The organism is uncultured Thermosynechococcus sp. (genome assembly GCF_937958135.1).
Lineage (GTDB): Bacteria > Cyanobacteriota > Cyanobacteriia > Thermosynechococcales > Thermosynechococcaceae > Thermosynechococcus.
Genome location: NZ_CALGOG010000005.1, coordinates 1 through 25,145, shown reverse-complemented (window position 1 = coordinate 25,145; position 25,145 = coordinate 1). Strand labels below are relative to the sequence as shown.

Annotated in this window: 24 protein-coding genes, 1 tRNA gene and 1 pseudogene; 12 read left to right on the top strand and 14 right to left on the bottom strand. The window is 54.0% G+C overall.

Annotated elements, in window-relative coordinates; all coding sequences use genetic code 11:
- Positions 1–3 precede the first annotated feature (3 nt).
- A complete protein-coding gene (gene efp, locus Q0711_RS00680; RefSeq protein WP_298616013.1) occupies positions 4–561 on the bottom strand; it encodes an elongation factor P in 558 nt (185 codons plus the stop codon).
- A 180-nt stretch (positions 562–741) separates the two neighbouring features.
- Here efp and Q0711_RS00675 point away from each other — a divergent pair, with 180 nt between their 5' ends.
- The 3 genes from Q0711_RS00675 to Q0711_RS00665 are packed head-to-tail and all read left to right on the top strand — an operon-like array spanning position 742 to position 2,760.
- On the top strand, positions 742–984 hold the full coding sequence (locus tag Q0711_RS00675; protein WP_297049579.1) for a NifU family protein: 243 nt from the start codon (positions 742–744) through the stop codon (positions 982–984).
- A gap of 28 nt (positions 985–1,012) precedes the next feature.
- The gene (locus Q0711_RS00670; protein ID WP_298616010.1) at positions 1,013–1,492 is read left to right on the top strand and encodes a CRR6 family NdhI maturation factor; all 480 of its coding nucleotides are present in this window, start codon (positions 1,013–1,015) and stop codon (positions 1,490–1,492) included.
- A gap of 8 nt (positions 1,493–1,500) precedes the next feature.
- A complete protein-coding gene (locus Q0711_RS00665; RefSeq protein ID WP_298616008.1) occupies positions 1,501–2,760 on the top strand; it encodes an FGGY-family carbohydrate kinase in 1,260 nt (419 codons plus the stop codon).
- Here the strand turns inward: Q0711_RS00665 and Q0711_RS00660 are convergent.
- The 5 genes from Q0711_RS00660 to Q0711_RS00640 form a co-directional block, all read right to left on the bottom strand.
- Complete coding sequence (locus Q0711_RS00660; RefSeq protein ID WP_298616006.1) at positions 2,703–4,124, bottom strand: GTP-binding protein; 1,422 nt, start codon at positions 4,122–4,124, stop codon at positions 2,703–2,705. The genes Q0711_RS00665 and Q0711_RS00660 overlap by 58 nt on opposite strands.
- A 51-nt stretch (positions 4,125–4,175) precedes the next feature.
- Positions 4,176–4,249: transfer RNA gene (locus tag Q0711_RS00655), tRNA-Arg, on the bottom strand.
- A gap of 38 nt (positions 4,250–4,287) precedes the next feature.
- Positions 4,288–4,878, bottom strand: a complete 591-nt coding sequence (locus Q0711_RS00650; protein WP_298616004.1) for a peroxiredoxin family protein — start codon at positions 4,876–4,878, stop codon at positions 4,288–4,290.
- Between the two features lie 41 nt (positions 4,879–4,919).
- Positions 4,920–6,104 (bottom strand): NAD(P)H-quinone oxidoreductase subunit H, encoded by a 1,185-nt coding sequence (locus tag Q0711_RS00645; protein WP_298616002.1) that lies wholly within the window; start codon positions 6,102–6,104, stop codon positions 4,920–4,922.
- 95 nt (positions 6,105–6,199) lie between these two features.
- Complete coding sequence (locus Q0711_RS00640; protein ID WP_298616000.1) at positions 6,200–7,489, bottom strand: glucose-1-phosphate adenylyltransferase; 1,290 nt, start codon at positions 7,487–7,489, stop codon at positions 6,200–6,202.
- Positions 7,490–7,630: 141 nt separating this feature from the next.
- Here Q0711_RS00640 and Q0711_RS00635 point away from each other — a divergent pair, with 141 nt between their 5' ends.
- The 5 genes from Q0711_RS00635 (at position 7,631) to Q0711_RS00615 (ending at position 13,563) form a co-directional block, all read left to right on the top strand.
- A complete protein-coding gene (locus tag Q0711_RS00635; protein ID WP_298615998.1) occupies positions 7,631–7,834 on the top strand; it encodes a translation initiation factor IF-2 in 204 nt (67 codons plus the stop codon).
- A gap of 21 nt (positions 7,835–7,855) precedes the next feature.
- The gene (gene psbV, locus Q0711_RS00630) at positions 7,856–8,347 is read left to right on the top strand and encodes a photosystem II cytochrome c-550 (RefSeq protein ID WP_298615996.1); all 492 of its coding nucleotides are present in this window, start codon (positions 7,856–7,858) and stop codon (positions 8,345–8,347) included.
- Positions 8,348–8,377: 30 nt separating this feature from the next.
- Positions 8,378–8,905, top strand: coding sequence for a photosystem II cytochrome PsbV2 (gene psbV2 / locus Q0711_RS00625; RefSeq protein WP_298615993.1), 528 nt, complete (start codon positions 8,378–8,380; stop codon positions 8,903–8,905).
- 99 nt (positions 8,906–9,004) lie between these two features.
- On the top strand, positions 9,005–9,343 hold the full coding sequence (gene petJ, locus Q0711_RS00620) for a cytochrome c6 PetJ (protein WP_298615990.1): 339 nt from the start codon (positions 9,005–9,007) through the stop codon (positions 9,341–9,343).
- Positions 9,344–9,525: 182 nt separating this feature from the next.
- Positions 9,526–13,563: a GAF domain-containing protein gene (locus Q0711_RS00615; protein WP_299041274.1), complete on the top strand. Its 4,038-nt coding sequence runs from the start codon at positions 9,526–9,528 to the stop codon at positions 13,561–13,563.
- Between the two features lie 11 nt (positions 13,564–13,574).
- Here Q0711_RS00615 and Q0711_RS00610 read toward each other — a convergent pair whose 3' ends face one another.
- Genes Q0711_RS00610 through rpsF form a run of 3 tightly spaced genes read right to left on the bottom strand, consistent with a single transcriptional unit; the run spans position 13,575 to position 16,499 of the window.
- A complete protein-coding gene (locus Q0711_RS00610) occupies positions 13,575–14,444 on the bottom strand; it encodes an S-methyl-5'-thioadenosine phosphorylase (protein WP_298617338.1) in 870 nt (289 codons plus the stop codon).
- Positions 14,445–14,494: 50 nt separating this feature from the next.
- Complete coding sequence (locus Q0711_RS00605; RefSeq protein WP_299041272.1) at positions 14,495–16,114, bottom strand: ABC transporter substrate-binding protein; 1,620 nt, start codon at positions 16,112–16,114, stop codon at positions 14,495–14,497.
- 40 nt (positions 16,115–16,154) lie between these two features.
- Positions 16,155–16,499, bottom strand: a complete 345-nt coding sequence (rpsF, locus tag Q0711_RS00600; protein WP_298616021.1) for a 30S ribosomal protein S6 — start codon at positions 16,497–16,499, stop codon at positions 16,155–16,157.
- A gap of 370 nt (positions 16,500–16,869) precedes the next feature.
- On the opposite strand from rpsF, the pseudogene Q0711_RS11610 reads away from it, so the two are divergent.
- A pseudogene (locus Q0711_RS11610) lies at positions 16,870–17,028 on the top strand (RNA-guided endonuclease TnpB family protein); the annotation flags it as partial.
- A 125-nt stretch (positions 17,029–17,153) separates the two neighbouring features.
- Here Q0711_RS11610 and Q0711_RS11605 read toward each other — a convergent pair.
- From Q0711_RS11605 to Q0711_RS00590, 3 genes are read right to left on the bottom strand one after another with little or no spacing between them, the layout of a single operon-like run.
- Positions 17,154–17,408, bottom strand: a complete 255-nt coding sequence (locus Q0711_RS11605) for a CRISPR-associated endonuclease Cas1 (protein WP_298617749.1) — start codon at positions 17,406–17,408, stop codon at positions 17,154–17,156.
- 28 nt (positions 17,409–17,436) lie between these two features.
- Positions 17,437–18,048 carry a hypothetical protein gene (locus Q0711_RS00595; protein ID WP_299041270.1) on the bottom strand — a complete coding sequence of 204 codons (612 nt, stop codon included), beginning with the start codon at positions 18,046–18,048 and terminating at the stop codon, positions 17,437–17,439.
- A gap of 12 nt (positions 18,049–18,060) precedes the next feature.
- Positions 18,061–19,815: an RDD family protein gene (locus tag Q0711_RS00590; protein ID WP_298977675.1), complete on the bottom strand. Its 1,755-nt coding sequence runs from the start codon at positions 19,813–19,815 to the stop codon at positions 18,061–18,063.
- A gap of 225 nt (positions 19,816–20,040) precedes the next feature.
- On the opposite strand from Q0711_RS00590, the gene Q0711_RS00585 reads away from it, so the two are divergent.
- A complete protein-coding gene (locus Q0711_RS00585) occupies positions 20,041–21,093 on the top strand; it encodes an adenosine deaminase (protein ID WP_298977678.1) in 1,053 nt (350 codons plus the stop codon).
- Between the two features lie 9 nt (positions 21,094–21,102).
- Positions 21,103–21,699 (top strand): 3-isopropylmalate dehydratase small subunit, encoded by a 597-nt coding sequence (leuD, locus tag Q0711_RS00580; protein ID WP_298612520.1) that lies wholly within the window; start codon positions 21,103–21,105, stop codon positions 21,697–21,699.
- Here leuD and Q0711_RS00575 read toward each other — a convergent pair.
- Positions 21,696–22,634 carry a glycosyltransferase gene (locus Q0711_RS00575; protein ID WP_298612523.1) on the bottom strand — a complete coding sequence of 313 codons (939 nt, stop codon included), beginning with the start codon at positions 22,632–22,634 and terminating at the stop codon, positions 21,696–21,698. The two genes, leuD and Q0711_RS00575, sit on opposite strands and share 4 nt — an antisense overlap.
- Before the next feature lie 82 nt (positions 22,635–22,716).
- Here Q0711_RS00575 and Q0711_RS00570 point away from each other — a divergent pair, with 82 nt between their 5' ends.
- Positions 22,717–23,709 (top strand): SPOR domain-containing protein, encoded by a 993-nt coding sequence (locus tag Q0711_RS00570; protein ID WP_299041268.1) that lies wholly within the window; start codon positions 22,717–22,719, stop codon positions 23,707–23,709.
- Here Q0711_RS00570 and Q0711_RS00565 read toward each other — a convergent pair.
- A partial coding sequence (locus Q0711_RS00565; protein WP_298612529.1) for a right-handed parallel beta-helix repeat-containing protein occupies positions 23,706–25,145 on the bottom strand: 1,440 nt, incomplete at its 5' end. The genes Q0711_RS00570 and Q0711_RS00565 overlap by 4 nt on opposite strands.

The window sequence follows — 25,145 nt, the reverse complement described above, 5'->3', positions numbered from 1 at the left end:
CTCCTATTCGCGGCCAAGATACGTATCTGAGCGAGTATCAATGCGAATCCGATCACCTACGGAGATAAATAACGGTACCATGACTTGGGCACCGGTTTCGACAATGGCGGGTTTTGATCCACCGGTGGCGGTATCCCCTTTAACACCCGGATCGGTTTGCACCACTTCTAAAACCACGGAGTTGGGTAGCTCTACCTCGAGAACCTGCTCACCCCATTTAACGATATTGACTTCCATACCTTCTTTAAGGTACTTAGCGCGATCGCCGATTTGTGCAGCGGTGAGGCGAGCCTCTTCATAACTTTCCATGTCCATAAAGACATAGTCTTCACCGTCTTTATAGGTGTGCTGCATCGTGCGTTTTTCAAGGGTGGCTTGGGGAACAGTCTCGCCAGCGCGGAATGTGCGCTCAATCACGTTGCCCGTTTGCACATTCTTTAGCTTTGTACGCACAAAGGCCGAGCCTTTCCCAGGTTTGACGTGCAAAAATTCAACGACTCGCCAAACGGCACCGTCAAGCTCAATACTTACACCGGGGCGAAAATCATTACTGGAAATCATGTCCTACCGTGCAGTTCACCAAGCTAATATTGTATCCCTGAGCGTTACTGTTCCTAACACTGTTTAAGAGATTTCCCTAGAGCCAGATCCATTGGCACCCCTTGGAATTCCCAAGGGGCGATCGCCCCTCTCAATGCTAAACTAAGGAGTAATGTGAACGATATGCCAAGGACAGTAACAATGGCTGCAACCCTTGAATTGAGTCAAGAAAACGTTGAAAAAGTCCTTGATGAACTCCGCCCCTATTTGATGGCCGATGGCGGTAATGTCGAACTTGTGGAAATTGAAGGGCCGGTGGTACGGCTGCGGTTACAGGGTGCCTGCGGTTCCTGCCCCAGTTCGACGATGACGCTGCGCATGGGCATTGAGCGTAAATTAAAGGAATCCATTCCCGAAATTGCGGAAGTCCAGCAGGTTCTCTAAATAACTGGCCGCTGGGGAGAGATAGAGAGTGGCGATCGCGATCGAGTTAACACCAGATCAGATTGATCGTCTGGACTTATCTCCCCTGCACCATGTCCTTAATCCCCTGATTGCAGAACAGCGACTTTTAGCTCATCACCAAGCGCTGCGTTTTAAGATTGACTATCCCCGACCGGCGGATGAACCTGATCTAGAACTTTCGGAATTGCCGGCCGTGCGCCTCTGGTTCATTCGTGCCGATGTCTGCTACCCATGGCTACCCTACTTACTGGATTGGTCGGCGGGAGAACTCGTGCGCTATGGGGCAATGCTCGTGCCCCACGAATTTCATCCGCAGCAGGGCATTATCTTCAACCCCCAAGCCCTGGATATTTTTGTAATGACTAAAGTGTTTACCCTTTGGCAGTGGCTTCAGGGACAGGGCTATCCTGCGGCTGAAAAGGTTAAGGGGATGGCTGCCATGTTTGGTTATGAGCTGGATAGCAATCTCTTTACGCTACTGCAATAATTATCGGTATGACTACCACCTTGGGGATTGATTTTGGTACCTCAGGGGCGCGGGCGATCGCCATTGATCCTGAAGGGAACATTCTGGCCACCTCCCGTCGTCCGCTTCACCAACCCGATCAGCCCCAAGAATGGGCAGCGACGCTGCGGGCATTGACTTTGGATATTCCAAGCGCCATTCGGCAGCAAATTCAGCGGATTGCCATTGATGCCACCTCTGGCACCGTTTTCCTCTGTGATGCACAGGGGCAACCCTGCTCACCTGTTCTCCTTTACAACGACGATCGCGCCCAAGCTCATGTTCAAACGCTGCGGCAGATTTTAGCCGCGGATCACCTTGTCCTGAGTGCGACGAGTAGTCTCGCCAAGCTGTTGTGGCTCCAAAGCCACTACCCAAGCGCCAGTGCTGTTTTGGTACACCAAGCGGACTGGCTGGCCTTTTTGCTCCACGGTCAACTGGGCATTTCCGACTGGCACAATGCTCTAAAGTTGGGCTATGACGCGGCAAAGGAAGCTTACCCTGATTGGTTAAACCACCCGACGCTTGCGCCGTTACGGCCCCTCCTCCCTAAGGTCGTTCCCCCCGGTACGGTTCTGGGAAAGGTGACGGCAACGGACTTAGGCTTGTCTCCAGAGTGCCAAGTGTGTGCCGGTACCACCGATAGCATTGCTGCCTTTCTAGCCAGTGGTGCCTCTGAGGTGGGCGAAGCGGTAACATCCTTGGGATCAACCCTTGTGCTGAAGCTGTTGAGTGCCTCTAGGGTAGAGGATTTAGCAACCGGCATCTACAGTCATCGCTTGGGCGATCGCTGGCTGGTGGGGGGCGCCTCCAACTGTGGTGCAGCAATTTTGGCGCAGTTTTTTAGCCCGGAGGAATTGGAACGCCTCAGTGCCCAAATAGATGTCCATCAGCCCACCGGCTTGGACTACTATCCCCTGCTGAAGCGGGGCGAACGCTTCCCCATTAACGATCCCCACCTAGAGCCTCGCCTAGAGCCGCGCCCCGACGACCCTCGCCTCTTTCTGCAGGGACTCCTTGAAAGTCTGAGTCGCATTGAAGCCCAAGGCTATAGGCAATTACAGCGTTTGGGGGCGTCACCCTTAAAACGGGTCTGGACAGCGGGAGGGGGTGCGCGCAATCGAGCATGGTTAGCGCTGCGTCAGCAATACCTAGGGGTGCCGGTGGCCGTTGCGCCTCACACGGAGGCCGCCTATGGGGCAGCCCGTCTTGCCCAAGGAACCACTCCACTGGGGTATAACTGCTGCTGAATTTCCAGCTTCAGCCGATTGAGGATATGGCGCTGATCCAGTTGACTGAGGATTTGCTGGACAACGGTTTTGGGTCCTGCAGGCCCCCAGCCCGCACCGTTGGCAAAGTAGGTTTTGGCCACTTGCCCCACTGTGTAGGAAGACAAGCCGGCAATCCCTGCTTGGGTCATGGCCACGGAGAGGTAAGGACCCAGGGCAATGCCACCGCTCATGGGTGTAGCCAATCCCAAGAGTCCTTTGAGGGAACTCAGTCCCAAATTGACAGCAAATTCCCCTAAGCTAATGCTGCCCATGGCAAGGGCAATGGTTTGGAGCAGATCCTGGGCGCCTGCATCCGTGAGTTCAATGTCGTACAGCCGCGAGAGCAGTTGAATCGTCGTCAGGTCAATGACGGCACTGCTGACCATATCCAGCACGGTGATGGGGTTGAGGGCGATCGCCAAGGCTTTGGTCACTGCCCCTTTCCAAATCAGTTGGTTGGCCTCCTGATCTCGCAAGGCCAGCTTGTAGCGGGCCAATTCTTCACTCACCTTCTTGGCAAAGAGCATGGAATTGAGGGCAATCAGGGCTTTTCCTTCTCGCTCTAGCACTTCCAAGATCTTCCGTTTTAGGGGTTCCACCTGGGGAGCACCAACGGTCATTTTCACCTGAACCCGTCCTTGGCTATCCCGCTGCACTTGGGGCACAAGGGGGGCTGCTGCCACCATGACAATTTCTTCGGGGGAAAGGAGTGCCTTAACACGCTCATCGCGGATTTTAATATAAATCGCCTCGCGATCGGCCTCCGGATACTGATCCACTTTGTTAAAGACTAGAATCATTGGCTTTCCGGCCTGCCGCAATTCACTGAGGGCTTGGTATTCGAGACGGGTCAAGTCGCCGGCAACCACAAAGAGAATCAAATCCGCTTGGGCAGCCACCTCCCGCGCTAGTTGTTCCCGTGCTGCGCCGTTGACTTCGTCCAACCCAGGAGTATCGATCAGGCGAATAGGATTGCCCCGCTGCGCTTCAGAGATTTGCCAAAGGACACTGGCTTCTTCCTGAGTGACCCCATGAATGGGGCCTGTGGCAAAGTAGGGTTCCCCCAGCAGTGCATTTAACAGGGAGGATTTTCCCCGCCCCACCATGCCAAAGACGGCAATTTGCACCACACCATAGTGGAGCTTGTGGAGCATTTCTTCGAGATCGGCGATCGCGCGGGCGAGGGGGGCTTTTGCGGTTCCAGTCGCCTTGCATTCAAACAGTAATTTTTCCAGGGCACGCTTGGCGGCCTCATAGCTCAGGGCACTTTGATAGTCCTCAAGGTCGTCAATTGTGCCTTGAAGTTCCCTTAGGAGAGAATTCGGGGGCGATCGCTCTACCACAGATGCAAAACTAACATCAAAAAGATTTGCTTTTTATTTTAAGGGAAAGAACGGGACTGGTGCGATTTGAACGCACGGCCTAGCGCTTAGGAGGCGCTCGCTCTATCCGACTGAGCTACAGCCCCAAGGAGACACCTTCTATCCTAGCGAGTTTTGATCCCTCCTAGGCTGCTGTGGTGACTGTTGCCCTATTGGCTAAGGCATCAATTTCCTGAAACAAGCGCTCCAGGGGGGCATTGGGTTCTAGAAATGAGAAGAGATGCTTGTAGCGGAGCTTGCCTTCTTGATCAATCAGAAACTGCGCAGGTAGCGGTGCCCCCAAAGCTTGTCCGGTGCGGTACTGACGAAAGACGTGGCAACCGGGGTCATAGAGTAGAGGCATCTTTAAGCCCATCTCTGCCTTAACTTTCTCGCTTTGCTGGGCATCAGTACTAGTCACCACCAGCACGGCCACCCCTTTGCCTTGAAAGGTCTCATAGTTTTCATTTAGGGCCTTGAGATAGGGATAACACAGCGGGCAGTATTGATGCTCTGTAAAGATACGAGTAAACACCAGCAGCAGCGGCTGCTCTTGCCACACAGCCGAAAGGCGAACAGGCGCGTTTAGCCCTACAGCGGGTAATTCCCCATCTGGAACCAGCGCACCTCGCTTCAGTTGGTTTTGGGGCGGCAGTGGCCATGCATTTTGCCAAAACCGGTTACTCAAAAGGCCGCTGAAGTTTGTGGAGGTGAAGAATGGTAGTTGTACAGCCATCGCTGCCTCCCCTTGTGGCATCAAAAGTTGCAGTGCACTTCTTAGCGATCAACAGATCCCATAATCACGTCAATACTGCCAAGGATAGCCACAATATCCGCCACTTTCATCCCCTTCAGCAACTGGGGCAGCACTTGCAGGTTATTAAAATCCGGTGGCCGAATCTTCCAGCGCCAAGGGAAGACATTGTCATCCCCAATCAGGTAAATCCCTAGTTCCCCTTTCCCCGATTCAACGCGCACATAGTGCTCTCCTTTAGGAATCTTAAACGTGGGGGCAAGCTTTTTGCCAAGGTACTGGTAGTCGAAGCTATTCCACTCTGACTTGGCGCCTTCGAGCATGCGCTTGGCTTCTAGGTTTTCATAGGGGCCACCGGGAAGACCATCTAAGGCTTGGCGAATGATCTTCACCGATTCGCGCATTTCTTGAATACGGACAATATAGCGGGCAAGGCAATCGCCTTCTGTGGCCACGGGGACATCCCAGTCAAAGTCGTCATAGCACTCGTAGTGATCCACCTTGCGCAGATCCCACTTCACCCCGGAGGCACGGAGCATCGGCCCCGATAGCCCCCAATTGATGGCATCCTCACGGCTAATTTTGCCCACCCCCTGTAAGCGCCGTACAAAGATGGGGTTGTTGGTGATGAGGCGCTCGTACTCATCCACCTTGGGCAGGAAGTAATCACAGAAGTCGCGGCACTTCGTCACCCAGCCATAGGTGAGGTCGGCAGCTACCCCCCCAATGCGGAAGTAGTTGTTGTTAATGAAGCGCATCCCTGTCGCCGCTTCAAAGAGATCGTAGATGTACTCCCGCTCGCGGAAGATATAGAAAAAGGGCGTCTGGGCACCGACATCCGCCAAAAAGGGACCCAGCCACAGCAGGTGGTTGGCAATGCGGTTCAACTCCAGCATGATCACGCGGATGTAGCTGGCGCGTTTGGGTACGGGAATCCCCGCCAACTTTTCGGGAGCGTTGACAGTAACCGCCTCGTTGAACATCCCTGCGGCGTAGTCCCAACGACTCACGTAGGGAATAAACATGATGTTGGTGCGGTTTTCGGCAATTTTCTCCATCCCGCGATGGAGGTAGCCAATCACCGGCTCGCAGTCAATGACATCTTCGCCGTCCAGGGTCACCATTAACCGCAAAACCCCGTGCATGGAGGGATGATGCGGCCCCATGTTGATGACCATGGGTTCTGTGCGAGTCTCTATCGTGGGCATAGATGGAAGTTCCGCTAAAGGGGTGAATGCTCAACCTTACCTTTTGATATGCTACACAGGTTTTCCCCGCTTGCCAATTCAAACTTCCTTATGGTTTAGATAACGGTACCATCGGGAATCACGGCATTTTTCAGAATCACCACGACACCGCTGCGAATATAAAATCCCTGATCCTCACGGTTGGATTCTTCAACATGGTCTTTGTTGATGATTTTGACATCGTGGCCAATGCAGGCATTTTTATCCACAATTGCCTTGCGAATCACACTGTTGGCACCAATGCCGATGGGGATTTTGTGTTGCAGAGTCAGCTGGTGGCGCTGCGCTGAATCTTGGTAGTAGTCTGCTCCCATCAACAGGGAATGGTCAATAACACACCCCGATTCCACTCGCGATCGCACCCCCAAGACGGAACGGTGGACTTGGCATTCTTTAAGGATGCAGCCCTCACTGATAATGGATTCCGTAATTGTGCAACTCAGCATCTTACTGGGGGGTAAGTACCGCGGACGGGTGTAGATGGGCGCGTTTTCGTCGTAGAAGCTAAAGGGCGGCTGCGGTTGTTGGGTGAGGGCAAGGTTGGCTTCGTAGAAGGTTCCAATCGTCCCAATATCTTCCCAATACCCATTAAAAACGTAGGTCTGGACAAGATGAGAACGGGCAGCAGCGGGGATAATTTCCTTGCCAAAGTCAGTGGCATCGGCCATCTGTTCTAGCAAATCAATGAGTACTTGCCGCTTGAAGACATAAATCCCCATCGAGGCAATGTAGGGCTTGCGCTGGGCTTCCTCCAAACTAAGCCCGTAACGGGTTGTGTCCACCCGCATATCCCGTAGAGCATCCCCCGTGGGCTTTTCGCGGAAGTCAATGACTCGGCCTGTGCTATCTACCTTGAGCAAGCCAAAGCCAGAGGCGGCCTTTTCATCCACGGGCAACACTGAGAGGGTAATATCAGCACCCGTTTCGCGGTGACGCTGCACAAACAGCCGGTAATCCATGCGGTAGAGGTGATCTCCCGAAAGAATGAGGTACTCATCAACATCCCAATCAGCCAACAGCCACAGGTACTGTCGCACGGCATCGGCGGTGCCTTGAAACCAGTTGGGATTTTCTGGAGTTTGTTGGGCTGCCAAGACTTCGACAAAGCCGCCCGTCAGGCCGGGGAAGGTATAGGTACGGGCAATATGGCGGTTGAGGGAGGCGGAGTTGAATTGGGTCAGGACGTAAATGTTGTTGATTTCGGAGTTAATGCAATTGCTCACAGGAATATCAATGAGGCGATACTTGCCAGCAAGGGGAACCGCAGGCTTGGCTCGACGCTTGGTTAAGGGATAGAGACGCGTGCCGGCACCGCCCCCTAGGATAATTGCCAAGACTCGTTTCATGGACAACTCCATCTAATGGCCACATCAACAGTGTACGCCGTGCCGGTACTTGTCTTTGTAAAGGGGTGGCTTTTTGGTAAAGAAGCTGCGCAATGGCATGATAATGATACTTGGTCTTGATCCCAAGCGGGGAGGGGCAACATGGGATTCGTGGATATTGCGATCGCCGATCTGGCAGCGGACTACGGCGTGTCGGTCGAAACGGTCTGTGCATGGTGCGATCGCCTTGGTATTCGCTATAGCGGTCCGCAAACACGCTTGCCCCTTGAGGATGCCAAAGCCATTATTTTGGCTTTAACGAACTCTGTCCCCACCAAGGATCAACCAGACACACCGCAATCGTAAGACCTGCTTATTGGGAGAACTATGTTAAAAAAATGCGTTTGGCTTGCGGTCGCTCTCTGCCTCTGCCTCTGGCAACTGGCCACGGGCACAGCACTGGCCGCTCAACTGACCCCTGAAGTCTTGACCGTTCCCCTCAACAGTGAGGGCAAAACAATTACGCTGACGGAAAAACAATACCTAGAGGGTAAGCGCCTCTTCCAGTATGCCTGTGCCTCCTGTCATGTGGGGGGGATCACCAAAACGAACCCCAGCTTGGATTTGCGCACAGAAACCCTCGCCCTCGCCACGCCGCCACGGGATACCATTGAAGGCCTAGTGGACTACATGAAGAACCCCACCACCTACGACGGTGAGCAAGAAATTGCGGAGGTTCACCCCAGTCTGCGCAGTGCCGACATTTTCCCGAAAATGCGCAACCTGACGGAGAAAGACTTGGGGGCGATCGCCGGCTACATCCTCGTTGAACCCAAAATCTTGGGGGATAAATGGGGCGGTGGCAAAGTTTATTATTGATGACCCATAACAAGGATTTTCCCAATACCCATGTACCAACCTCACTTTTGGCAACGGTCTCTCGGCTGGCTTTGCGGCGGTCTTTTGATTCTGCTGCTGGGCTGGGCGATCGCGCCGGCAACGGCACTGGCAGCCGCCGGGGTAGATAACTATGTGATCCAATACCTCAAGGTAACGGACACGGTTGAATTACCCCTCAATGATCGCGGTGAGACCAAAACCTTCACAGCAGCGGATCTGACCCGTGGCAAGCGGCTCTTTGAGGAAAACTGCAAAAACTGTCATGTCGGTGGCAGCACGTTACCCAATCCTTTGGTGTCACTTTCCCTAAAAGATCTAAAGGGGGCAACACCGCCACGGGATACGATTGCCAGCCTCGTTGCTTTCCAGCGATCGCCCATGTCCTACGATGGCAGTGAAGAAAGCTATTCCTGCCGCCGCGTAAGTGAGGACTGGTTAACGACGGAACAGCTTGAGGCGTTAGCTGCCTTTATTTTGCGAGCAGCCGCTGTGGCTCCCGGTTGGGGCGTAGAACGCTTTCCAGACAGCGCCCCCTAGATTGGGAACTTTGCTACACTAACTTTTGGTGAGTCTTACACCCCTTGATTTTTGGCACTTTACCCAGACCCTGACGCATTCTAGGAAAGGAGAACTCCCTTGAAAAAGCTACTCATGCGCATTTTCGCGATCGCCAGCGCTCTATTTGTCAGCCTTACCCCTGTCGCCTTCGCGGCTAATTTGGCCAACGGCGCTAAGGTCTTTAGCGGCAACTGCGCAGCCTGCCATATGGGTGGCGGCAATGTGGTGATGGCTAACAAAACCTTGAAAAAAGAAGCGCTTGAGCAATATGGCATGTACTCCGAGGAGGCCATTATCTACCAAGTGCAGCACGGTAAAAACGCCATGCCGGCCTTTGGCGGTCGTCTCACCGAGGAGCAAATTCGGGATGTGGCTGCCTATGTGATGGATCAGGCGGCCAAGGGGTGGGCAGGCTAAGAGCACACTGCCCCTAGTCATTTCAGCGAGGGTGTAGGCAGGGGTTCTACACCCTTTTTATTGTCACCGCCTTCAGAGAGAGAGGGCGGACTTGCCGCCTACGAGAGAATTCTCTTGAGACCCTAGGCAATTCATATAATGGGAGAAGACTTTCTGCAACGAAAAGGCGGGACTTTTGGGCTATGCCTGCTGCTCCATTGCCAGCAAATGAACCGGAACGGCAACGTGCCCTTGAGCAGTATCGAGTTTTAGATACGCCTCCGGAACCAATCTTTGATGAGATTACCAATTTAGCAGCAGCCATTTGCCAAACCCCCATTGCTCTCATCAGCCTCATTGATCGCGAGCGGCAATGGTTTAAGTCGAAAGTGGGCATTGAGATTTGTGAAACCCCCCGCTCCATTGCCTTCTGTGCCCATGTGATCTTGCAATCAGAGTTGGTGATTGTCCCCGATGCCCGTCTTGATCCACGTTTTGCCGATAATCCCGTTGTCACAGGGCCACCCTATATTCGCTTCTATGCCGGGATGCCCTTAATAACTCCCCGTGGCTACGGCATTGGCACCCTCTGTGTGGTGGACTACCAGCCGCGTGAGCTAACACCAGTTCAACAGCAAACCTTGCGCACCCTCGGTCGGCAAGTCGTCAACGAACTGGAGCTTCGCCGCCACTTGGAGGTGACCCGGCAGCACCTAGCCCATATCCAGAGGCTGAGTAGCCTACAGGAGGCTATTTTTAACAGTCGTAATCACGCCATCATTGTTACCCGCCCGGATGGCATCATTACGCTCATGAATCGAGCTGCCGAAGAATGGCTGGGATATCCTGCCTCAGAATTAGCGGGTCAAGCCACTCCGGAACGCTTCCATGATCCCCAAGAGCTGGAAAGATACGCTCAGATTTTAAGTGCCCAACTGGGGGAATCCATCCCTGGGGGGTTTGAGACGCTCGTGGCACGGGCACGACGAGACTTGGCAGATCGGCAGGAGTGGACACTGATACGACGGGATGGCTCTCGCTTTCCTGTATCCCTTTCTGTCACCCCCATTCATGACGGTCAAGGGCAACTCATTGGCTTCTTGGAGTTGGCCATTGATATTAGCGACAAGAAAAAAATTGAGGCGGAACTGCGACTGCGGGAGCGAGCGATTATTGCCAGTACCAATGGCATTGTAATTACCGACTACCGCCAACCGGATAATCCCATTATCTATGCTAATCCTGCCTTTGAACGCATCACCGGTTATCGCTTGGCGGAGGTCATTGGCAAAAATTGCCGCTTTCTTCAGGGGCGCGATCGCCATCAACCGGGGGCCGAAGCAATTCGTAATGCGCTTAAAAAAGGCCAATCCTGCCGGGTGGTTCTGCGCAATTACCGCAAAAACGGCCAGCCCTTTTGGAACGAGCTTGCCATCTCACCGATTTATAACGAATTTGGTGAAATTACCCACTACATCGGCATTCAAAGTGATGTCACTGAACGGCAGCGGGCACAGCTCTTTTTACAACAGCAGGTAAAACGCACGCTGATTCTCAACCGTATTACCGAGGAAATTCGCCAGCAAATCGAGCGCGAACACATTTGTCGCACAGCCGTCCAGCAGGTGGGGACAGCCCTGAATGTCAGTCGTTGCCTCCTATTTGTGTATCAAGAGAATGCCCCTTCACCCATGGAACTGGTGGCGGAGTATTGTGCGCCGGGGGTGGCCTCCGTCAATGAGTGCGACCTTGATTTGGCACAGATACGGGGGTCATTTTTGGAGTCGGTCTTTGCCTCGGACGAAGTCTTTAGCTGCGATGATGTCACTACCGACAATCGCCTGATTGCCCTCCATGAGTACTGCGAAGCCCTGAGTGTGAAGTCTGCGGTGATTGTTCGCACAGCCTATCGCAATCAAGCCAATGGGTTACTCGTTTTGCACCAGTGCGATCGCCACCGACGATGGACAGAGGCTATTAAAAGTGTGCTCAAGAGCGTAGCGGCCCAAGTGGGGATTGGCCTTGCCCAAGTGCAACTGCTCGAACAGGAGACCCGCCAGCGTCAGCAACTACAGCAGCAAATGCAGCGGGCATTGCTCTTGAATCAAATCACCGAACAGATTCGCCAGAGCCTCGATCCAGAAACCATCTTTGAGACAACTGTCATCGAAATTGGTCGTGCTTTTGGGGTCAGTCGCTGTTTGATTCACCGCTACGAGCCGGGACCACCGCCGTGTATTCCCGATGTGGCGGAATATTTGCAACCGGGCTACCCCTCAATGAAAGGGGTGAATATTCCTGTGGAAAATAACCCCCACGCCTTGAAAGTCCTAGAAAGTGATGCCGCCGTTGTTTCCCATGATGTGACCCAAGATCCTCTCCTAGCCAATGCAGAGAAACTATGCCGCCGGTTTGAAATCAAGTCCATGCTGGCCATTCGTACGTCCTATAAAGGAGTGCCCAACGGCATTATTGGCCTGCACCAGTGCGATCGCCGGCGACAGTGGACCCCTGAGGAAATCGAACTTCTAGAGGCGGTGGCCGCTCAAGTAGGGATTGCGATCGCCCAAGCGGAACTCCTGCGCCACGAACAGCAGCAGCGACAATTGCTGGCGCAGCAAAACCAAGAACTTGAACAGGCGCGCCTGCAAGCGGAACTCGCCAACCGTGCCAAGAGTGAATTTTTGGCCACCATGAGCCATGAAATCCGCACACCGATGAATGCTGTTTTGGGCTTTACCAACTTGCTCTTAGATACGCCCCTCAATGAGCAGCAACGGGACTTTTTGCAAACCCTGCACCAGGCCGGTGAGACATTATTAACGATTATTAACGACATTCTTGACTTTTCCAAAATTGAATCGGGCAAGTTGGTACTAGAGCAGCAGCCCTTCGATGTACGCGAGTGTGTAGAGGACGTCCTGAGTTTATTGGCCAGCAAAGCCGAGGAGAAGGAGTTAGAGTTACTCTACACCTGTACGCCGGAAACTCCTGCCCAAATCAGAGGGGACGTGACACGGCTGCGGCAGATTCTCGTGAACTTGGTGGGCAATGGCATTAAGTTTACCCACGAAGGCCAAGTGGTGGTGCATGTGGGAGTGGCCAGGCAAGAGGGTAAGGATTTTCTCCAATTTCAAGTTCAGGATACGGGCATTGGTATTCCCAGCGATCGCCTAGATCGGCTCTTCAAACCCTTTAGCCAAGTGGATGCCTCCACAACACGCGAGTATGGCGGTACCGGGTTAGGGCTGGTCATTAGCAAGCGCCTCTGTCAGTTGATGGGCGGCGATATGTGTGTTGAGAGTGTTGAGGGTCAGGGCACAACATTTACCTTTACGATCCTCGCCCAAGGGCAAAAACCCTATGTGCCGCCGGCGGCTCACCCTGCCTTAGAAGGCAAGCATGTCTTGGTTGTGGATGACAATGCGGCCAGCCGTGAGAATCTCTGCACACTGCTACAAAACTGGGGTATGATTCCTGTCGGGTATGGTGATCCGCACTGCGTTCTGGAGGCACCGCCCCAGTGGGATTTGGCGGTCATTGATTTGAATATGCCCCAAATGACGGGGCTTCAGTTGGCAGAACGATTGCAATCAGGGGATGGCTTCAAGCAACAGCCTATTATCCTGCTCACTCCCCTGAGTTGGCTGCAGACCGCTAGCCGCAAGGAATTGATCACGGCTCACGTGCCCAAACCAATCCGCCCCCTCACCCTACGTCAAACTCTGATTAAGACCCTCAGCAGGGAATCGGCAAGTGAGCCTGCCCTGACAACAACAAGCATTGATCCCACCTTGGGCAGTCGCTTCCCGCTGCGGATTCTCCTGGCCGAGGACAATGCTGTTAACCAGAAGGTGGCGTTGCATATTCTCAAGCGGCTGGGTTACCGTGCCGATGTGGCAGCCAATGGCCTCGAAGTACTTGAAGCCCTCCAACAGCGCCCCTATGATGTTGTGCTCATGGATGTGCAAATGCCCAAGCTGGATGGTCTTGAGACCACTGAACGCATTTGTGCCCAATGGCCTCCTGGTCAACGCCCTTGGATTATTGCCATGACGGCGAATGCCCTCGCGGGCGATCGCGAGCGCTGCTTTGCGGCGGGCATGGATGACTACATCAGTAAACCGATTAAGATCGAAGACCTTGCCACTGCCCTCAGCCGCTGTCGCTGTCTCAGTCCCAAGACCACCTATCCGCAACTGTGGAACCCCCTTGGGTTTGACAGTGATCAGAGGGGCTGAGAGTCTCTAACCTAGAGATACTTTGCCAAGAGTAGGTGGAGTTTCTCCTTGGTTGCGGCGGGTACCTTGTCAAGGGGAGTGAGAATCGCGTTTTTCAAGGCACGGTGGGCTTTAGAGGCAGGCGGATTGGCATGAAGACGTTTGACGGTTTCGCAAATAATGGCTTGGGCATTTCTGACATTGCGCTGCAAGTTGTCAATAATCATTTCCACCGTTACCGAGTCATGCTCTGGGTGCCAGCAGTCGTAGTCCGTTACAAGCGCCAGCGTTGCATAGGCAATCTCTGCTTCGCGAGCCAATTTGGCCTCCGGTAGATTCGTCATGCCGATAACAGTGCCGCCCCACAGGCGGTACAGGTTGGACTCTGCTAGCGTGGAGAAGGCAGGACCTTCTATACACACATAGGTGCCCTGACGATGGAGAGTGACATCGGGCAAGTTGAGATCGGCGATCGCATCCGCCAGAATGCCGGCCAGGGCAGGACATACCGGCTCGGCAAAACCAACATGCGCTACAATGCCATCGCCAAAGAACGTCGAGATGCGGTTGCGGGTACGGTCAATAAATTGATCTGGCACAACCATATCGAGGGGCTTTACCTGTTCTTGTAGGGAACCCACCGCCGAGGCAGAGAGCAGATACTCGACCCCCAGGGACTTAAACCCATAGATGTTGGCACGAAAGGGAATCTCCGTCGGCAGCAAATGGTGATCACGGCCATGGCGCGCCAAAAAGACGACAGGAACCCCAGCAATCTTGCCGCAGATAAAAGCATCGGAGGGATCGCCAAAGGGAGTGGTCAAGCGCACCTCTTCGACATCGGTAAGGGCGTCCATTTTGTAGAGACCACTGCCGCCGATAATGCCAATTTTTGCAGTCATGGAGATTCCTAAAATACCAACGGGCAATAGCTTAGCATTCTTGAAGAGGTTTAGATGCTCCTGAGAGCGTTGAACTGGTAGTTGGACCCCTTGGGGCCATTGGGACCGGGTGCCGCCTGAACCAGAGGAACCCGATCAAACGTCCCACTGACGGTTTCCCCCTGAATTTGCACTCCTTGGCGAAGCAGTTGTTGGGTACTGGCGCGATCGCCCCCTTGGGTCATTGCTTGAGCTAGCGCCTGCGTTGCATCGTAGGCAGTGGTTGTACGCCAACTAATCTGCCCCCGCCAAGCCTGGGCAGCCTGCTGAGCAAAAGGATCACCGGGGTTAGTACTCCAAGGCACTGCTAAAATCATGCCGTTGATGGCGCTATCCCCTTTGATCAGCAAATCCGGGCTATAGAGTTGATCACTCCCAAACAATTGCACAGGGGTTGTCTGGGTTTGATTGGCAATAGCAAAGGCAACAGCCTCATTCACCCGTGCTCGACTCATGGCTAAAATCACCACATTGGCTCCCGCTTGCTGCGCTGTAGTCATCGCTGTCTTGGCATTAAAGCCAGCAGCGGCTGCATCAATCTGTTGCACCACCTGCGCACCAAACCGAGGTAAGGCTGCCACCAATTTGGTCTTTAACTCATTACTATAGGGACTATCGCTGTTGTACAGCACCGCCACTTTAGCATTGGTCACTTTTTTTGCGGCGGCTTCGGCAAGGGTATTCGCTGCATTGTCAAGGTAGGTATTCAGCAGTTGCCGCCCTTTTTCATTCAGAGGAAGGGTTTGCACCTGCACCTTGCCGTTCCCTTGGGGGGTGACATTTGTGGTCAGGGGAGAAAGGGCGGCAATCCCCGCTTGTTCATAAACCTGTAAAGCCGCCCGACTATTGGCATCGGTGCCATGACCCAGTACCCCCTGGATGGAACTGTTGATCAAATCCTCGGCTAGACTGATCACGCCGTTAGGGCTGTTTTCATTGACAATGGCAACTTCGAGAGCACGCCTAGGGGCAGCGGCATTGAAGCGCTCTTGGTACTGGGCTACTCCCCGCAGGATTTCCTTGGCAGTGTCGGGGCTAGTGCCAATGGGAACCACGGTGGCCAGCGTCATCGGCGTACCGGCTTGGCGGGCACGGGCATTGTTCAGATAAATCCGTGCCTCTGGATCATTGGGATCCATCTTCACCAGTTCTTGATACTTGGCGATCGCCTGTGCCCAATCTCCCCGATCAAAGGCAAGGGCTGCCTCCTGCTTGAGGGCTGCTCGCTGGGGATTCGGCTCACTGATGAGGATGCGCTCCCCTTGACTGATGTAGGCCGTGTTGCGAGCAGTGGTTTTGCTCACCAATTGGTTGCCGCTGCCGGTGCCTGCCGTCGGAAGTAAAGTATTGCCGTTGCGGCTGCCCACAAAGATGCGATACCCCAGAAAGCCGATGCCCCCCACGAATAATAAGGCCACCCCAAGGGCCACAGAAACTAACGGCACTTTCGATTTTCCCGCCCCAGTTGCCCCAGTACCACTCAGCGGATTCATGGCCTCACGGGGCAGTCCACATATCACACAATCGGGGCCGAAGTTTTCATGGGGTGGGTGGGCACCACCGGCATGGGGGTAGGCCTTACCGTTTTTAGGTACGCCATCGCACATCCAAGAGCTGGAAGATGGTGCCATGATGCCCCCTTTGCAGATGAGTTGCAGTCAGTGTGCTGTCCTAGGCGCGGGCGAGAACAGGATTTTCCTCCTCTGGTTCTTCGGTGGCGGTCTCTGCTTCTAGGACAATCGTCATGAAGCGGAGAATGTTTTCATTGAGACGCATAGCGCGTTCTAGGGGGGCGATCGCTGTCCCAGGAGCAGTGTAGGTCATGAGGATATAGTAACCCTCCCGCAGTTTCTTAATTGGGTAGGCAAACCGACGCTTACCGCGATTTTGCACCTTCAGCTTCGTGGCGCCCTGTTCTTCTAAAAACGTGCGCAATTGGTTAATAGTTTGTTCCAGTTGTTCTTCGCCCACGTCGGGACGAATAATGTAAAGCGTTTCGTAGTTGCGGGTAATCATTGCGGTCAACTCCCTTCGGACAAATGGCCTTTTGACAGATGCAAAAAGCAAGGCTTTACAATTCTAGCACCGCAGTTTGCCATTCTTGGCAAGGAGAAAAGTTTCCCTTTAATCAGCTTCCCCGAAGGAAAGCAAGAGCATCTTTAATAGAGCCTCTCCCTGAGCGGATTGCAACCCCCTGTTCCGAGGGATCCTTTGCAAGGGGGGGTAAATTATTTTCTACGAGATGACTAAAAATGCTCAAACCCCCTCCCAGAGCAACTCCGGCGGATTCGACGCAAAAATCAAGGGTTTGTCCATCTGAATAGATCCGTCGGCAAAGAAAAATCCACCCTGAGAAGGCGAGGAGGCCGGTGCGGTTGCATGGTTCACGTCCGCTCTCACGCGCCGGTTCGATAGGATTTGCGTCGAGAGTCTGAATGTGCGCGGCATGCTGAAGAATCGGCCCCTGTCGCAGTCCATTGCTGAGATGGGCTTCTTCGAGTTCCGGCGGCAGCTTAAGGACAAGGCGGCGATGCGTGGTGGTCGTTGATTGCTTTAGCCGGTAATGGTTAGCGTAGGTATTGCAGAACGGCGTAATTCGTTACTGGGTGCTTTGGAGTTTCACCCTTACGAACTTCGTAAAGTTAATAAACTGGCGGAGACCCCCATCCCTCAGCCACCCATGATCTCGGCTTCTTCAAAGGAGTTGCCGGAGTGCCACTGCATTCGGTTCGTTGAGCCAATGACAACCCTGTCCACCAGGAACACGCGGAAAATTTCCGTTAAATCCAGGGCAAGAGGGGGGCTTGGGTATGGAGCTGATGATCCAACCCAGCCGCGGGCGATCGCCAATGGAGAGAATTGACCCGCAGGGTTTCCGTTGCGGCGCTGCCAGCAATCTGGGCTACAGGGCAAATCTCCGGTCATTTCAACTGTTGGGGGAATGCCCTTAGGCTCAAGGATGTTTCCCCCCTTCAAAACTCTGTTGCCATTCTCGCGATCGCGGGGGTAATTCCTGCAGCGAGGCTGCCACGTGGTTAAAGACTTGCTCCAGCACAGGCAAGGGCACTTGATCTTCCGCTTCAAAGAGGAGAGCCAACCGCCGCCCTCCTTGGAGATGAATTAAATATAACTCTTGGTGCATCGGTCGAGGGGTTGGATCATAAAACACTTCACCACCTACTCGCCGCCCCAAAATCTGTCGCTCAATCCGCCCAGAAGCGGCTGAGAGGGAGCCACCCATTTGAGTAAACCGTAGCCAACTGCGCAACTCCTGATCCGAGAGACCCCCCAGCACCTCGCTTGTTTTAGGTAAGCTCATTAAGGCCACCATTAGCTTGTGCTCTCCCGGTAGGGCGTTGGCGGGATAGACCACAGCAACGCCATTTTCACCAAATGAGGTGGGCGGCGAAAACGGTAGGGGCGTTTCAAAGGATAACCCCAGCAGTTGATAGCGTTGAGGGAGAGAAGCAACAGCCTGAACTGTCGGTTCACTCGCCCGACCCATGAACAGGGGAAAGGCGCCCAAAAGGGTCAGACTACAACTAAGGGTCAGCAGCCAGCGCATAACGGCCTCACACTAGGGGGATGACTGGTATCGTTGACGATAGGCAATGTATAGACCTTCTAGGAAATCCTCGGCACTGAGGGTAGGCCAGTTGGCAGGATATGTTGGCAGCAACAGGGGTTCTAATTGTTGGCGTAGCTCTTGAGCCGCTTGATAGCGACCTGCAGGACTCAGGCGATCGCGACTGTTGAGGTAGTTCCGTACCAGCAGATAGTGTTCAGGAGTCATCTGTTCCCAGTGGGCGAGCGATCGCAACTCCTGTACCCAAGCCGCCTGTGATTGCTGAAGGGGTGTAGCTTTAGGAGCCAACCGCACTGCTTGTTCATCTTGAATCACAAGGGTACCTGCCACCATATCTCCTAAGCGTTTTTCCGATCGAGATAACGCCACTAGGAATGCCCCTATACCAAAAAAAGCAAAATCAATAGGCTGAAGCAGACTGCGCAACGTGGCTTCCCGCAAACCAATGGGGCGGCCATTATCCTGAACAACCCGAATTTCTGCATAGCGCTTGCCGGGGGTTTGCCCTTGCCAGTAGGTTTCAAAGAAAATGTAGTAGCCGTTGTAGAGGGCAAACGTCACAAGTAGATAAATAGCCAAACTCCAAGCTCCAATACTTTGACCACCGGCGGGTAGCACCTCAATCAGCCACGGGTAAAGGGCATAAAAGTAGAGGTACCCTGCAGCCAGCGAAAAGAGTACAAGTGCTGTGTAGAGAATCACCTGATCAATGAGCCAAGCTAGAATCCGGCTACCGATTCCCCCAAGGGCAAAGTCCAACTCAATACTTTCGGGTGTGCGTAGTGTAACCCGTCGCAACCAGCGCAGGGGATTTACTGCCTCAGGGCGGACTTGAAACGCTGCTCCTTCATTGCGTACCCGCAGATCCCAGTAGAGCACTGCCTTGATCCCTTGCCAGAGGGGCAGGAGTAAAACCGCTACAAACAGGCCAGCGACGGGAATAATCACCACGCTGTTGATGAGGCTGCCAAGGAGATTCGCGGGAATCGTGGCAAGGGAAGCCACAAAGAACACCGTTAGGGTATGCCACGCCTGTCCCTGGGTCAGTTGCCAACTGCGCTGAACAGATTTGAGGGGCGTACAACCGGGTTCGAGGGCTAAGACGACATCAACAAGGGAGAGCCGTGCCATGAAGTAGCCAATCACCAACAACGCAAGGAGCACCAGTAACAGAATGCTCGGCAAAAAAGTTAAGAAGAAGAGGTTTCTTGTGGGTTCAGTTTGGATATTCTGCGCCAGCAATTGCACTAAAGGCGCACCGACCAAATAGATTAAGTAACCGATCGCCCCCAAGACCCCGTAAACTATGAGCAAAATGAAACCCACAATCAGCGTGGCCAGCAAGTAATTCAGCATGTTTGGAAAAATGCGGCGGCGGGCTTCCGATTCTGATTCCTCAAGGGCAGTGAGAACGGCATAGATACGGCGAGAAAGCAGCGCACCACCGGCCATCAGTCGTGCCCAACCAAAAAGATACAAGGGCAAGGCCGCCAGGATACTGATGCCTGCGCCTAAGAGAAACGGAGTAACATCATTGCTCGTCCTAGCAAGAAGCCCACCCATAATTAGCGCTACGGCCCCGATCAGCACGGCGGCAATGGTGAGCAAAAAAAACCACGCATGGGCAAAAAGGCTCAAAAGAAAATAGCGATTGCCCTGATGACGGTATAGTTCTAAAGCAATTGTGACTACATTGCCGCTTGAGAGAGCATAGGGCAACCGTCCTCGCCGTTGCAAAAGCCACATTTGCGATACCCAACCATTTGAAGATCGAGATGATCCTAGCGTTTGCGCCCCTCGTTCCCTGCGCCATCTTTGTAAAATTTGTTAACATTGGAATAATTTAACCCTTCTTTGCTGCGTTCATCGCTGTTTTTGTTCTGTTTTCGATTTCTATGGCTGAGGTGTGGACATGGACCCCTCTGGCCGGCTTGGGTATTGGTGACGTTTTGGCCAGTTCAAGGAGCACGTATGGCACTGTACGCAGAACTACATCGGCATTTGGGTGGCTCAGTTGTACCACGGATTCTTTGGCGGTATTTTCAGCGGAACGATCGCGCCCTCGCCGATCGCTTTCCCAACTACGAGGACTTTGAAACCTTTTATACTCGCCCCCGCCAGTCCCTGGAAGAATACCTCGAACTCCACACCCTTGTGGAGAGTGTGCAAACACCACAGGCATTGCCCTATTTCATTTTTCGTCTAATTCGCGGCGCCTATATTTTTGAAAACTTGGCTTATCTAGAGCTGCGCTATACTCCCTATCTGCGCACGGATCCGCAGCGCTCTGAGAGCGAGCGCATTGAGCAGATGGCGGACATTGTGAAGACGGTGGGTTTGGCTTGCCAAGTGCCGGAGTACCCCATTGTCACGAGCCAAATTCTCTGCATGCACACGCGACTCCCCTATGCGGTCAACCGTGCCATTGTGGATCTGGCGGCGAGTTTTCCCCAGTTTGTCTGCGGCATTGATTTGGCGGGGGGGGATAGTGTCTATGGCGATCGCATGGCGGAATTTATTAAACTCTATGCTTATGCCCGCGATCGCGGCCTGAAAACCACCGGCCACCTCTACGAAACGGTGAATGGCTGCTATCCCCAACTGCTGCCATACCTGCAACGCATTGGCCATGGTATTCAAATTCCCCTGCGCTATCCAGAGCTGCTCAAAGAAGTGGCCGCCGCAGGTCAATGCCTAGAAGTGTGTCCGACAACCTATTTTCAAACGGGTACGCTTGAGAGCTACGCGCAACTGCGGCTGGTCTTTGAGCGCTGTTTTGAAGCGGGAGTGGATGTGGCCATCTGTACCGATAATGCCGGTCTGCACAATGTGCGGCTGCCCTTTGAGTACGAAAACTTGCTCACTCACGACATCCTCAACTTCAAGGAGTTGCAAGCCTGCCAAGAAGCAGCCTTTCGCCATGCCTTTGCCTGGCCCCATGCTCAACCACCAACTTTACTCTTGAGTAACTTGCTCCAGGGCAATTCTCCCCAGCCCGCCCTTACAAGCTGCGGAATCCAGTAAGATAAGCCTATGAGTAAGATTGAACGCATTATCGGTCGTGGCCTCCCGCTGCGGGGCAACGATATTGATACCGATCGCATCATCCCGGCACGGTTTCTCCGCTGTGTCACCTTTGACGGCCTAGGGGAACACGTGTTTGCCGACGATCGCCGGGCGTCAGATCACCCTTTTAACCTGCCCCAATACCAAGGAGCAAAGATTCTAGTCGTCAATGCCAATTTTGGCTGTGGCTCCAGTCGGGAACATGCGCCCCAGGCGATTGCCCGTTGGGGGATTCAAGCCATTGTGGGCGAAAGCTTTGCCGAAATTTTTGCCGGGAACTGCCTAGCCATAGGAATTCCTTGTCTGACAAGTACCCCCGAACAGATCCAAGCGCTGCAAACCCTCTTGGAGGATCAGCCCAGTACCGAACTGACCCTTGATCTGCACACACGAACCCTGACAGCAGGGGATCGAGTCATTCCCCTAACGATGGCAGAAAGTGCGCGGCAAATGTTCATTTCAGGTCAATGGGATGCCTGTGGTCAACTTTTGGCGAACCGTGACAAAATTCATGAAGTCGCAGCTCGACTTCCCTATGTGCGGTGGGCGGTCAACCTCAGTTAGTCCAAGAGTGCTCGCAACCAAAGCCAACTGCCAAACAGCCAACGCAAACCTTGCCAGCGGGGCGATCGCCCCAATGCGATGACCTCTGGCCGCTCAAAAAGCCGGTACACTGCCTGTGCCCGTTGCCACTGCCGTCGGCGTAAAAAGCGCCAAGTTCCCGCCAAGATAAACTGGTGAAAAAAGTCACACTGGCACTGCCGTAGTTTCTGGGGTGAGAGAAGGTGTAAATCGGCAGCGGCTGTAAAAATCCGCCCCAGGGTGGCCAAAGTCTCGGCCTGAAACATTCCCATTGTCAGGGCCTGATCATGAATCGTATAGGCAGCAGTGGCGCGGGGAACAGTATAAACTCCCTTCTGGGCAAAGAAGCGTAGCCATTGATAGAGGTCTGTGGCTTCGCCGTAGGCGGGATCAAAATAGCCGACCTCGTCGAGGAGCGATCGCCGCCAGACTAAGGCGGGAAAGCGCACAAATGAAGAATGCCGCAGCAATTGACTAAGGGCTTGCGCCGGGGAGAGCCATTTTTGCTGCCGTGGCATCTGCCGTCGCAGACAACGCTGCTGCTGATCCACCAAATGCACCCCAAAAAGAAAGACATCAAACTGGCGGCTGTACTGGGTGAGGGTTTGCAGAATGGTGGTGATTCCTTGGGGCAGGAGGTAATCGTCATCGTGCAAAAGCAGAATAAACTCCCCTGAGGCTTTGGCCAAGCTCGCGTTCCAATTGGCCACCATGCCTAGGCGCTGCGGATTATGCTGGTAGTTCCAGCGGCCTGACCATGAAGCAAGTAGATCTGCAACTGCGGCTGGCGCAGGGGAATCATCGGTAATCACTATCTCCACCTGGCTATGGTATTCGCGGGGCAGGGGCGCCACCACTGAGCGCACGGCTTGCCCTAGGCCTTGGGGACGGTTATAGGCGGGAATGCAAACACTCAATAGCGGGCGTTTGTGCCATTTTGGCGAACCTGCACAGTTTGCTGCATAATCCATCGGCGCGGTGCGTTAAGGAAAGGGACTGTTGGGCACTGATTTCGGAGCGATTGCCATGACCTCTGCCACCCTCGATCGCCAACGTTTGCAGGCGGCTTTGGCTGTCCTCAACCTTAGTTTAGAGGCAGAACTCACCCAGTATCGCTGCCATCGCATGGTACAGACCCACTCCCCCTTTGAAGCCCCACCTGTTCCGAAAACGGCAACGCCCCCAGAACCGAGTGTCCCTGCCGCATCCACCCCAGAGCCTGTGTCATCAGCCGCTCCTCCCGTTGTCGGTTCTTTGGCGGTAACCTCAGAAACTGCGCCGGCCGCTGATGAACGCCCAAATGAGGTGCTCCCTGATCCATTTCTCGCGTTTGACCCCACAGATTTAGCAGAACTCTTGCCCCAATCCTACGCCGGTGATCCCCCTGTCCCCCAAACGCCAAACCCAACAAAGTCTCCCTTTCCCTCCACCCGTGAGCTGCTCAAACAGGTACGGCAACACCGAGAGCGTCCTTGGTTGCAGCGGCGCGAGAGCAATAATCAACATTTGGTGCAACGCTGGTTAATTGTGGTAGGCATTTTGGCGGGCTTTAGTGGTGCGGCCCTGTGGTGGTTTAGCCGCCGGCCTTTCCCGATTGTCAGCGAATTGCCCTCCCCCGCCAGTCCAGCTCCTGAATCGCCAGCACCGACACCGCCCGTAGGGCCTGATATGACCGCGCGGGAATTTCCGGAAGTGAATCGTAGTACCCTTGCCCAGTTGGAACCTGCCCAGAGTCCTTCGCCGAGTGCCTCTCCCACCCCTGCCTCGGCTGAACCTGACCAAAGGATACAACTCTCTGTCGAAAAAATGCCCAATGGTCGCTACTATGTCCTCGCTCCCTACAAAGAACCTGCTGATCTAGAAAAAGTCCAAGCTCTCGTGCCCGATGCCTTTTTGGTCGGGGATGGCAAGCAAACCAAGATTCAACTGGGGATGTTTGTTGATGAGGCCTCTGCCCAAGCGATGGTGAATCAGTTGCGCGATCGCCTTTAGGGGGTGAGCCAGCGATCGCTGGCATTGCCGTACTGTTTCTGCCACTGGTGCCAATTGATATTTTCCCCTTCTATGCGAAAGGGATAGGGAGCCTCACTCCACCAGTGATTATCCTGCAATCTCAGGGTTTGCAAAAAAGGTTGCCCCTTGAGGGTAGTCAGCAGTTGCTCTTGGTGGCTACCAATCCAATTCCCCTCTAGGTGCCAATCTTGGGACACAATTGTGACTTCTTTCCCTGTTTCGGGCAGTGTCACCGTGCGGGGCGAAGGATCCCGCACCCCAATTTGTGCCCCTTGGTTTTCCCAAATCCAGTTGCGGCGCAGGGTGACATGGGCCGCTGCCCAACCAAAAATGCCGGGGGTCTGCAGGTAGTTGGGGGCAACGCTGTAGTTATAGGCAATCAATGAGTCCTCAATGGTGACTGGTCCTGCGCCTGCCTCTAGAAAAAGACCAACAACGGCATTGCCAACGAACTGCGATCGCCGAATCTGCACGTCTTGATTGTCAGTATCCAGCCACAGACCTGCTGCTTGATTCCCAACGGCGCGGTAGCGCTCAAAGACAGCTCGGCGGAGGTGAAAGTACTTATCCCCTGCATCCCAAGTGTAAAATCCTGCCCAAGCCCCTCGCCAATTATTCCCTTGAACTAGCACCTCCTGAACCGTAAAGTCCCGTAGATAGACACCCGCCATGCCCCGCCAGCCATTTTGCAGAAACTGGGTTCGCTCCACCCGCAGGCGATCGCTCTGGTGGCTTTCCAGCCCGCCCCAGTTATTCGCCCAAAAGGTACAGTCTTGAACCAGAATCTCACGGCTGCGTTCAATGCGCACTGCTTGGGTAAAGGTGCCGCCATAGTGTTCAAAGCGCAACCCGATCAAGCTAATAAGACGACTGTCTAGGATGCGCAAGGCTTCGCGGTGAACGGCCACCTCTAGCTCGCTCGGCGAGATGCCCCTTGGCAAGGCCACATACAGTTGCTGCTCCCTCTCATCCACATAGAAATCATTCCCCTGCAATTCCTCGAAGCGGAGTTGCTGCCGCAGGGGATGATCCTGTCGCCAAACCAGTTCGCCCCGCTGCGCTAGCAAGGGCAGATCAACGCCGTAATCCGTCCAAGGGTTGCCGGAGAATCCCCAAGCCAGGGTCCAAGGGTGACGGTAGATTGTCACTGCCGGCGTGGTAGAGACTTCTTGCCAGTCTGACCATTGTTGGCTGCCGCGCAAAATCACGGGATTGCCCGCCTTAGCTATCAGCCGCAGGGGGGTTTGCCGCTGCTGAATTGTTCCCAAAGCCTCCCGATAAATGCCGCCGTGGATGTAAATGTCCGTGGGGCGATCGCGCCTCTGCGCCCAGGCCAAGGCAGCACCGATCGTGCGAAAGGGCGTCTCTTTGATTTCCAGCGGTGTATCACTCGCTTGGGGATGGGCTGGGTTCAC

What these genes read in the sequence shown, in the direction of transcription:
- efp (WP_298616013.1), bottom strand. Translation starts at nt 561, where the DNA reads ATGATTTCCAGTAATGATTTTCGCCCCGGTGTAAGTATTGAGCTTGAC.
- Q0711_RS00675 (WP_297049579.1), top strand. Translation starts at nt 742, where the DNA reads ATGGCTGCAACCCTTGAATTGAGTCAAGAAAACGTTGAAAAAGTCCTT.
- Q0711_RS00665 (WP_298616008.1), top strand. Translation starts at nt 1,501, where the DNA reads ATGACTACCACCTTGGGGATTGATTTTGGTACCTCAGGGGCGCGGGCG.
- Q0711_RS00650 (WP_298616004.1), bottom strand. Translation starts at nt 4,878, where the DNA reads ATGGCTGTACAACTACCATTCTTCACCTCCACAAACTTCAGCGGCCTT.
- Q0711_RS00645 (WP_298616002.1), bottom strand. Translation starts at nt 6,104, where the DNA reads ATGCCCACGATAGAGACTCGCACAGAACCCATGGTCATCAACATGGGG.
- Q0711_RS00640 (WP_298616000.1), bottom strand. Translation starts at nt 7,489, where the DNA reads ATGAAACGAGTCTTGGCAATTATCCTAGGGGGCGGTGCCGGCACGCGT.
- Q0711_RS00635 (WP_298615998.1), top strand. Translation starts at nt 7,631, where the DNA reads ATGGGATTCGTGGATATTGCGATCGCCGATCTGGCAGCGGACTACGGC.
- psbV (WP_298615996.1), top strand. Translation starts at nt 7,856, where the DNA reads ATGTTAAAAAAATGCGTTTGGCTTGCGGTCGCTCTCTGCCTCTGCCTC.
- psbV2 (WP_298615993.1), top strand. Translation starts at nt 8,378, where the DNA reads ATGTACCAACCTCACTTTTGGCAACGGTCTCTCGGCTGGCTTTGCGGC.
- Q0711_RS00615 (WP_299041274.1), top strand. Translation starts at nt 9,526, where the DNA reads ATGCCTGCTGCTCCATTGCCAGCAAATGAACCGGAACGGCAACGTGCC.
- Q0711_RS00610 (WP_298617338.1), bottom strand. Translation starts at nt 14,444, where the DNA reads ATGACTGCAAAAATTGGCATTATCGGCGGCAGTGGTCTCTACAAAATG.
- Q0711_RS00605 (WP_299041272.1), bottom strand. Translation starts at nt 16,114, where the DNA reads ATGGCACCATCTTCCAGCTCTTGGATGTGCGATGGCGTACCTAAAAAC.
- rpsF (WP_298616021.1), bottom strand. Translation starts at nt 16,499, where the DNA reads ATGATTACCCGCAACTACGAAACGCTTTACATTATTCGTCCCGACGTG.
- Q0711_RS11605 (WP_298617749.1), bottom strand. Translation starts at nt 17,408, where the DNA reads ATGACCGGAGATTTGCCCTGTAGCCCAGATTGCTGGCAGCGCCGCAAC.
- Q0711_RS00595 (WP_299041270.1), bottom strand. Translation starts at nt 18,048, where the DNA reads ATGCGCTGGCTGCTGACCCTTAGTTGTAGTCTGACCCTTTTGGGCGCC.
- Q0711_RS00590 (WP_298977675.1), bottom strand. Translation starts at nt 19,815, where the DNA reads ATGTGGCTTTTGCAACGGCGAGGACGGTTGCCCTATGCTCTCTCAAGC.
- Q0711_RS00585 (WP_298977678.1), top strand. Translation starts at nt 20,041, where the DNA reads ATGGCACTGTACGCAGAACTACATCGGCATTTGGGTGGCTCAGTTGTA.
- leuD (WP_298612520.1), top strand. Translation starts at nt 21,103, where the DNA reads ATGAGTAAGATTGAACGCATTATCGGTCGTGGCCTCCCGCTGCGGGGC.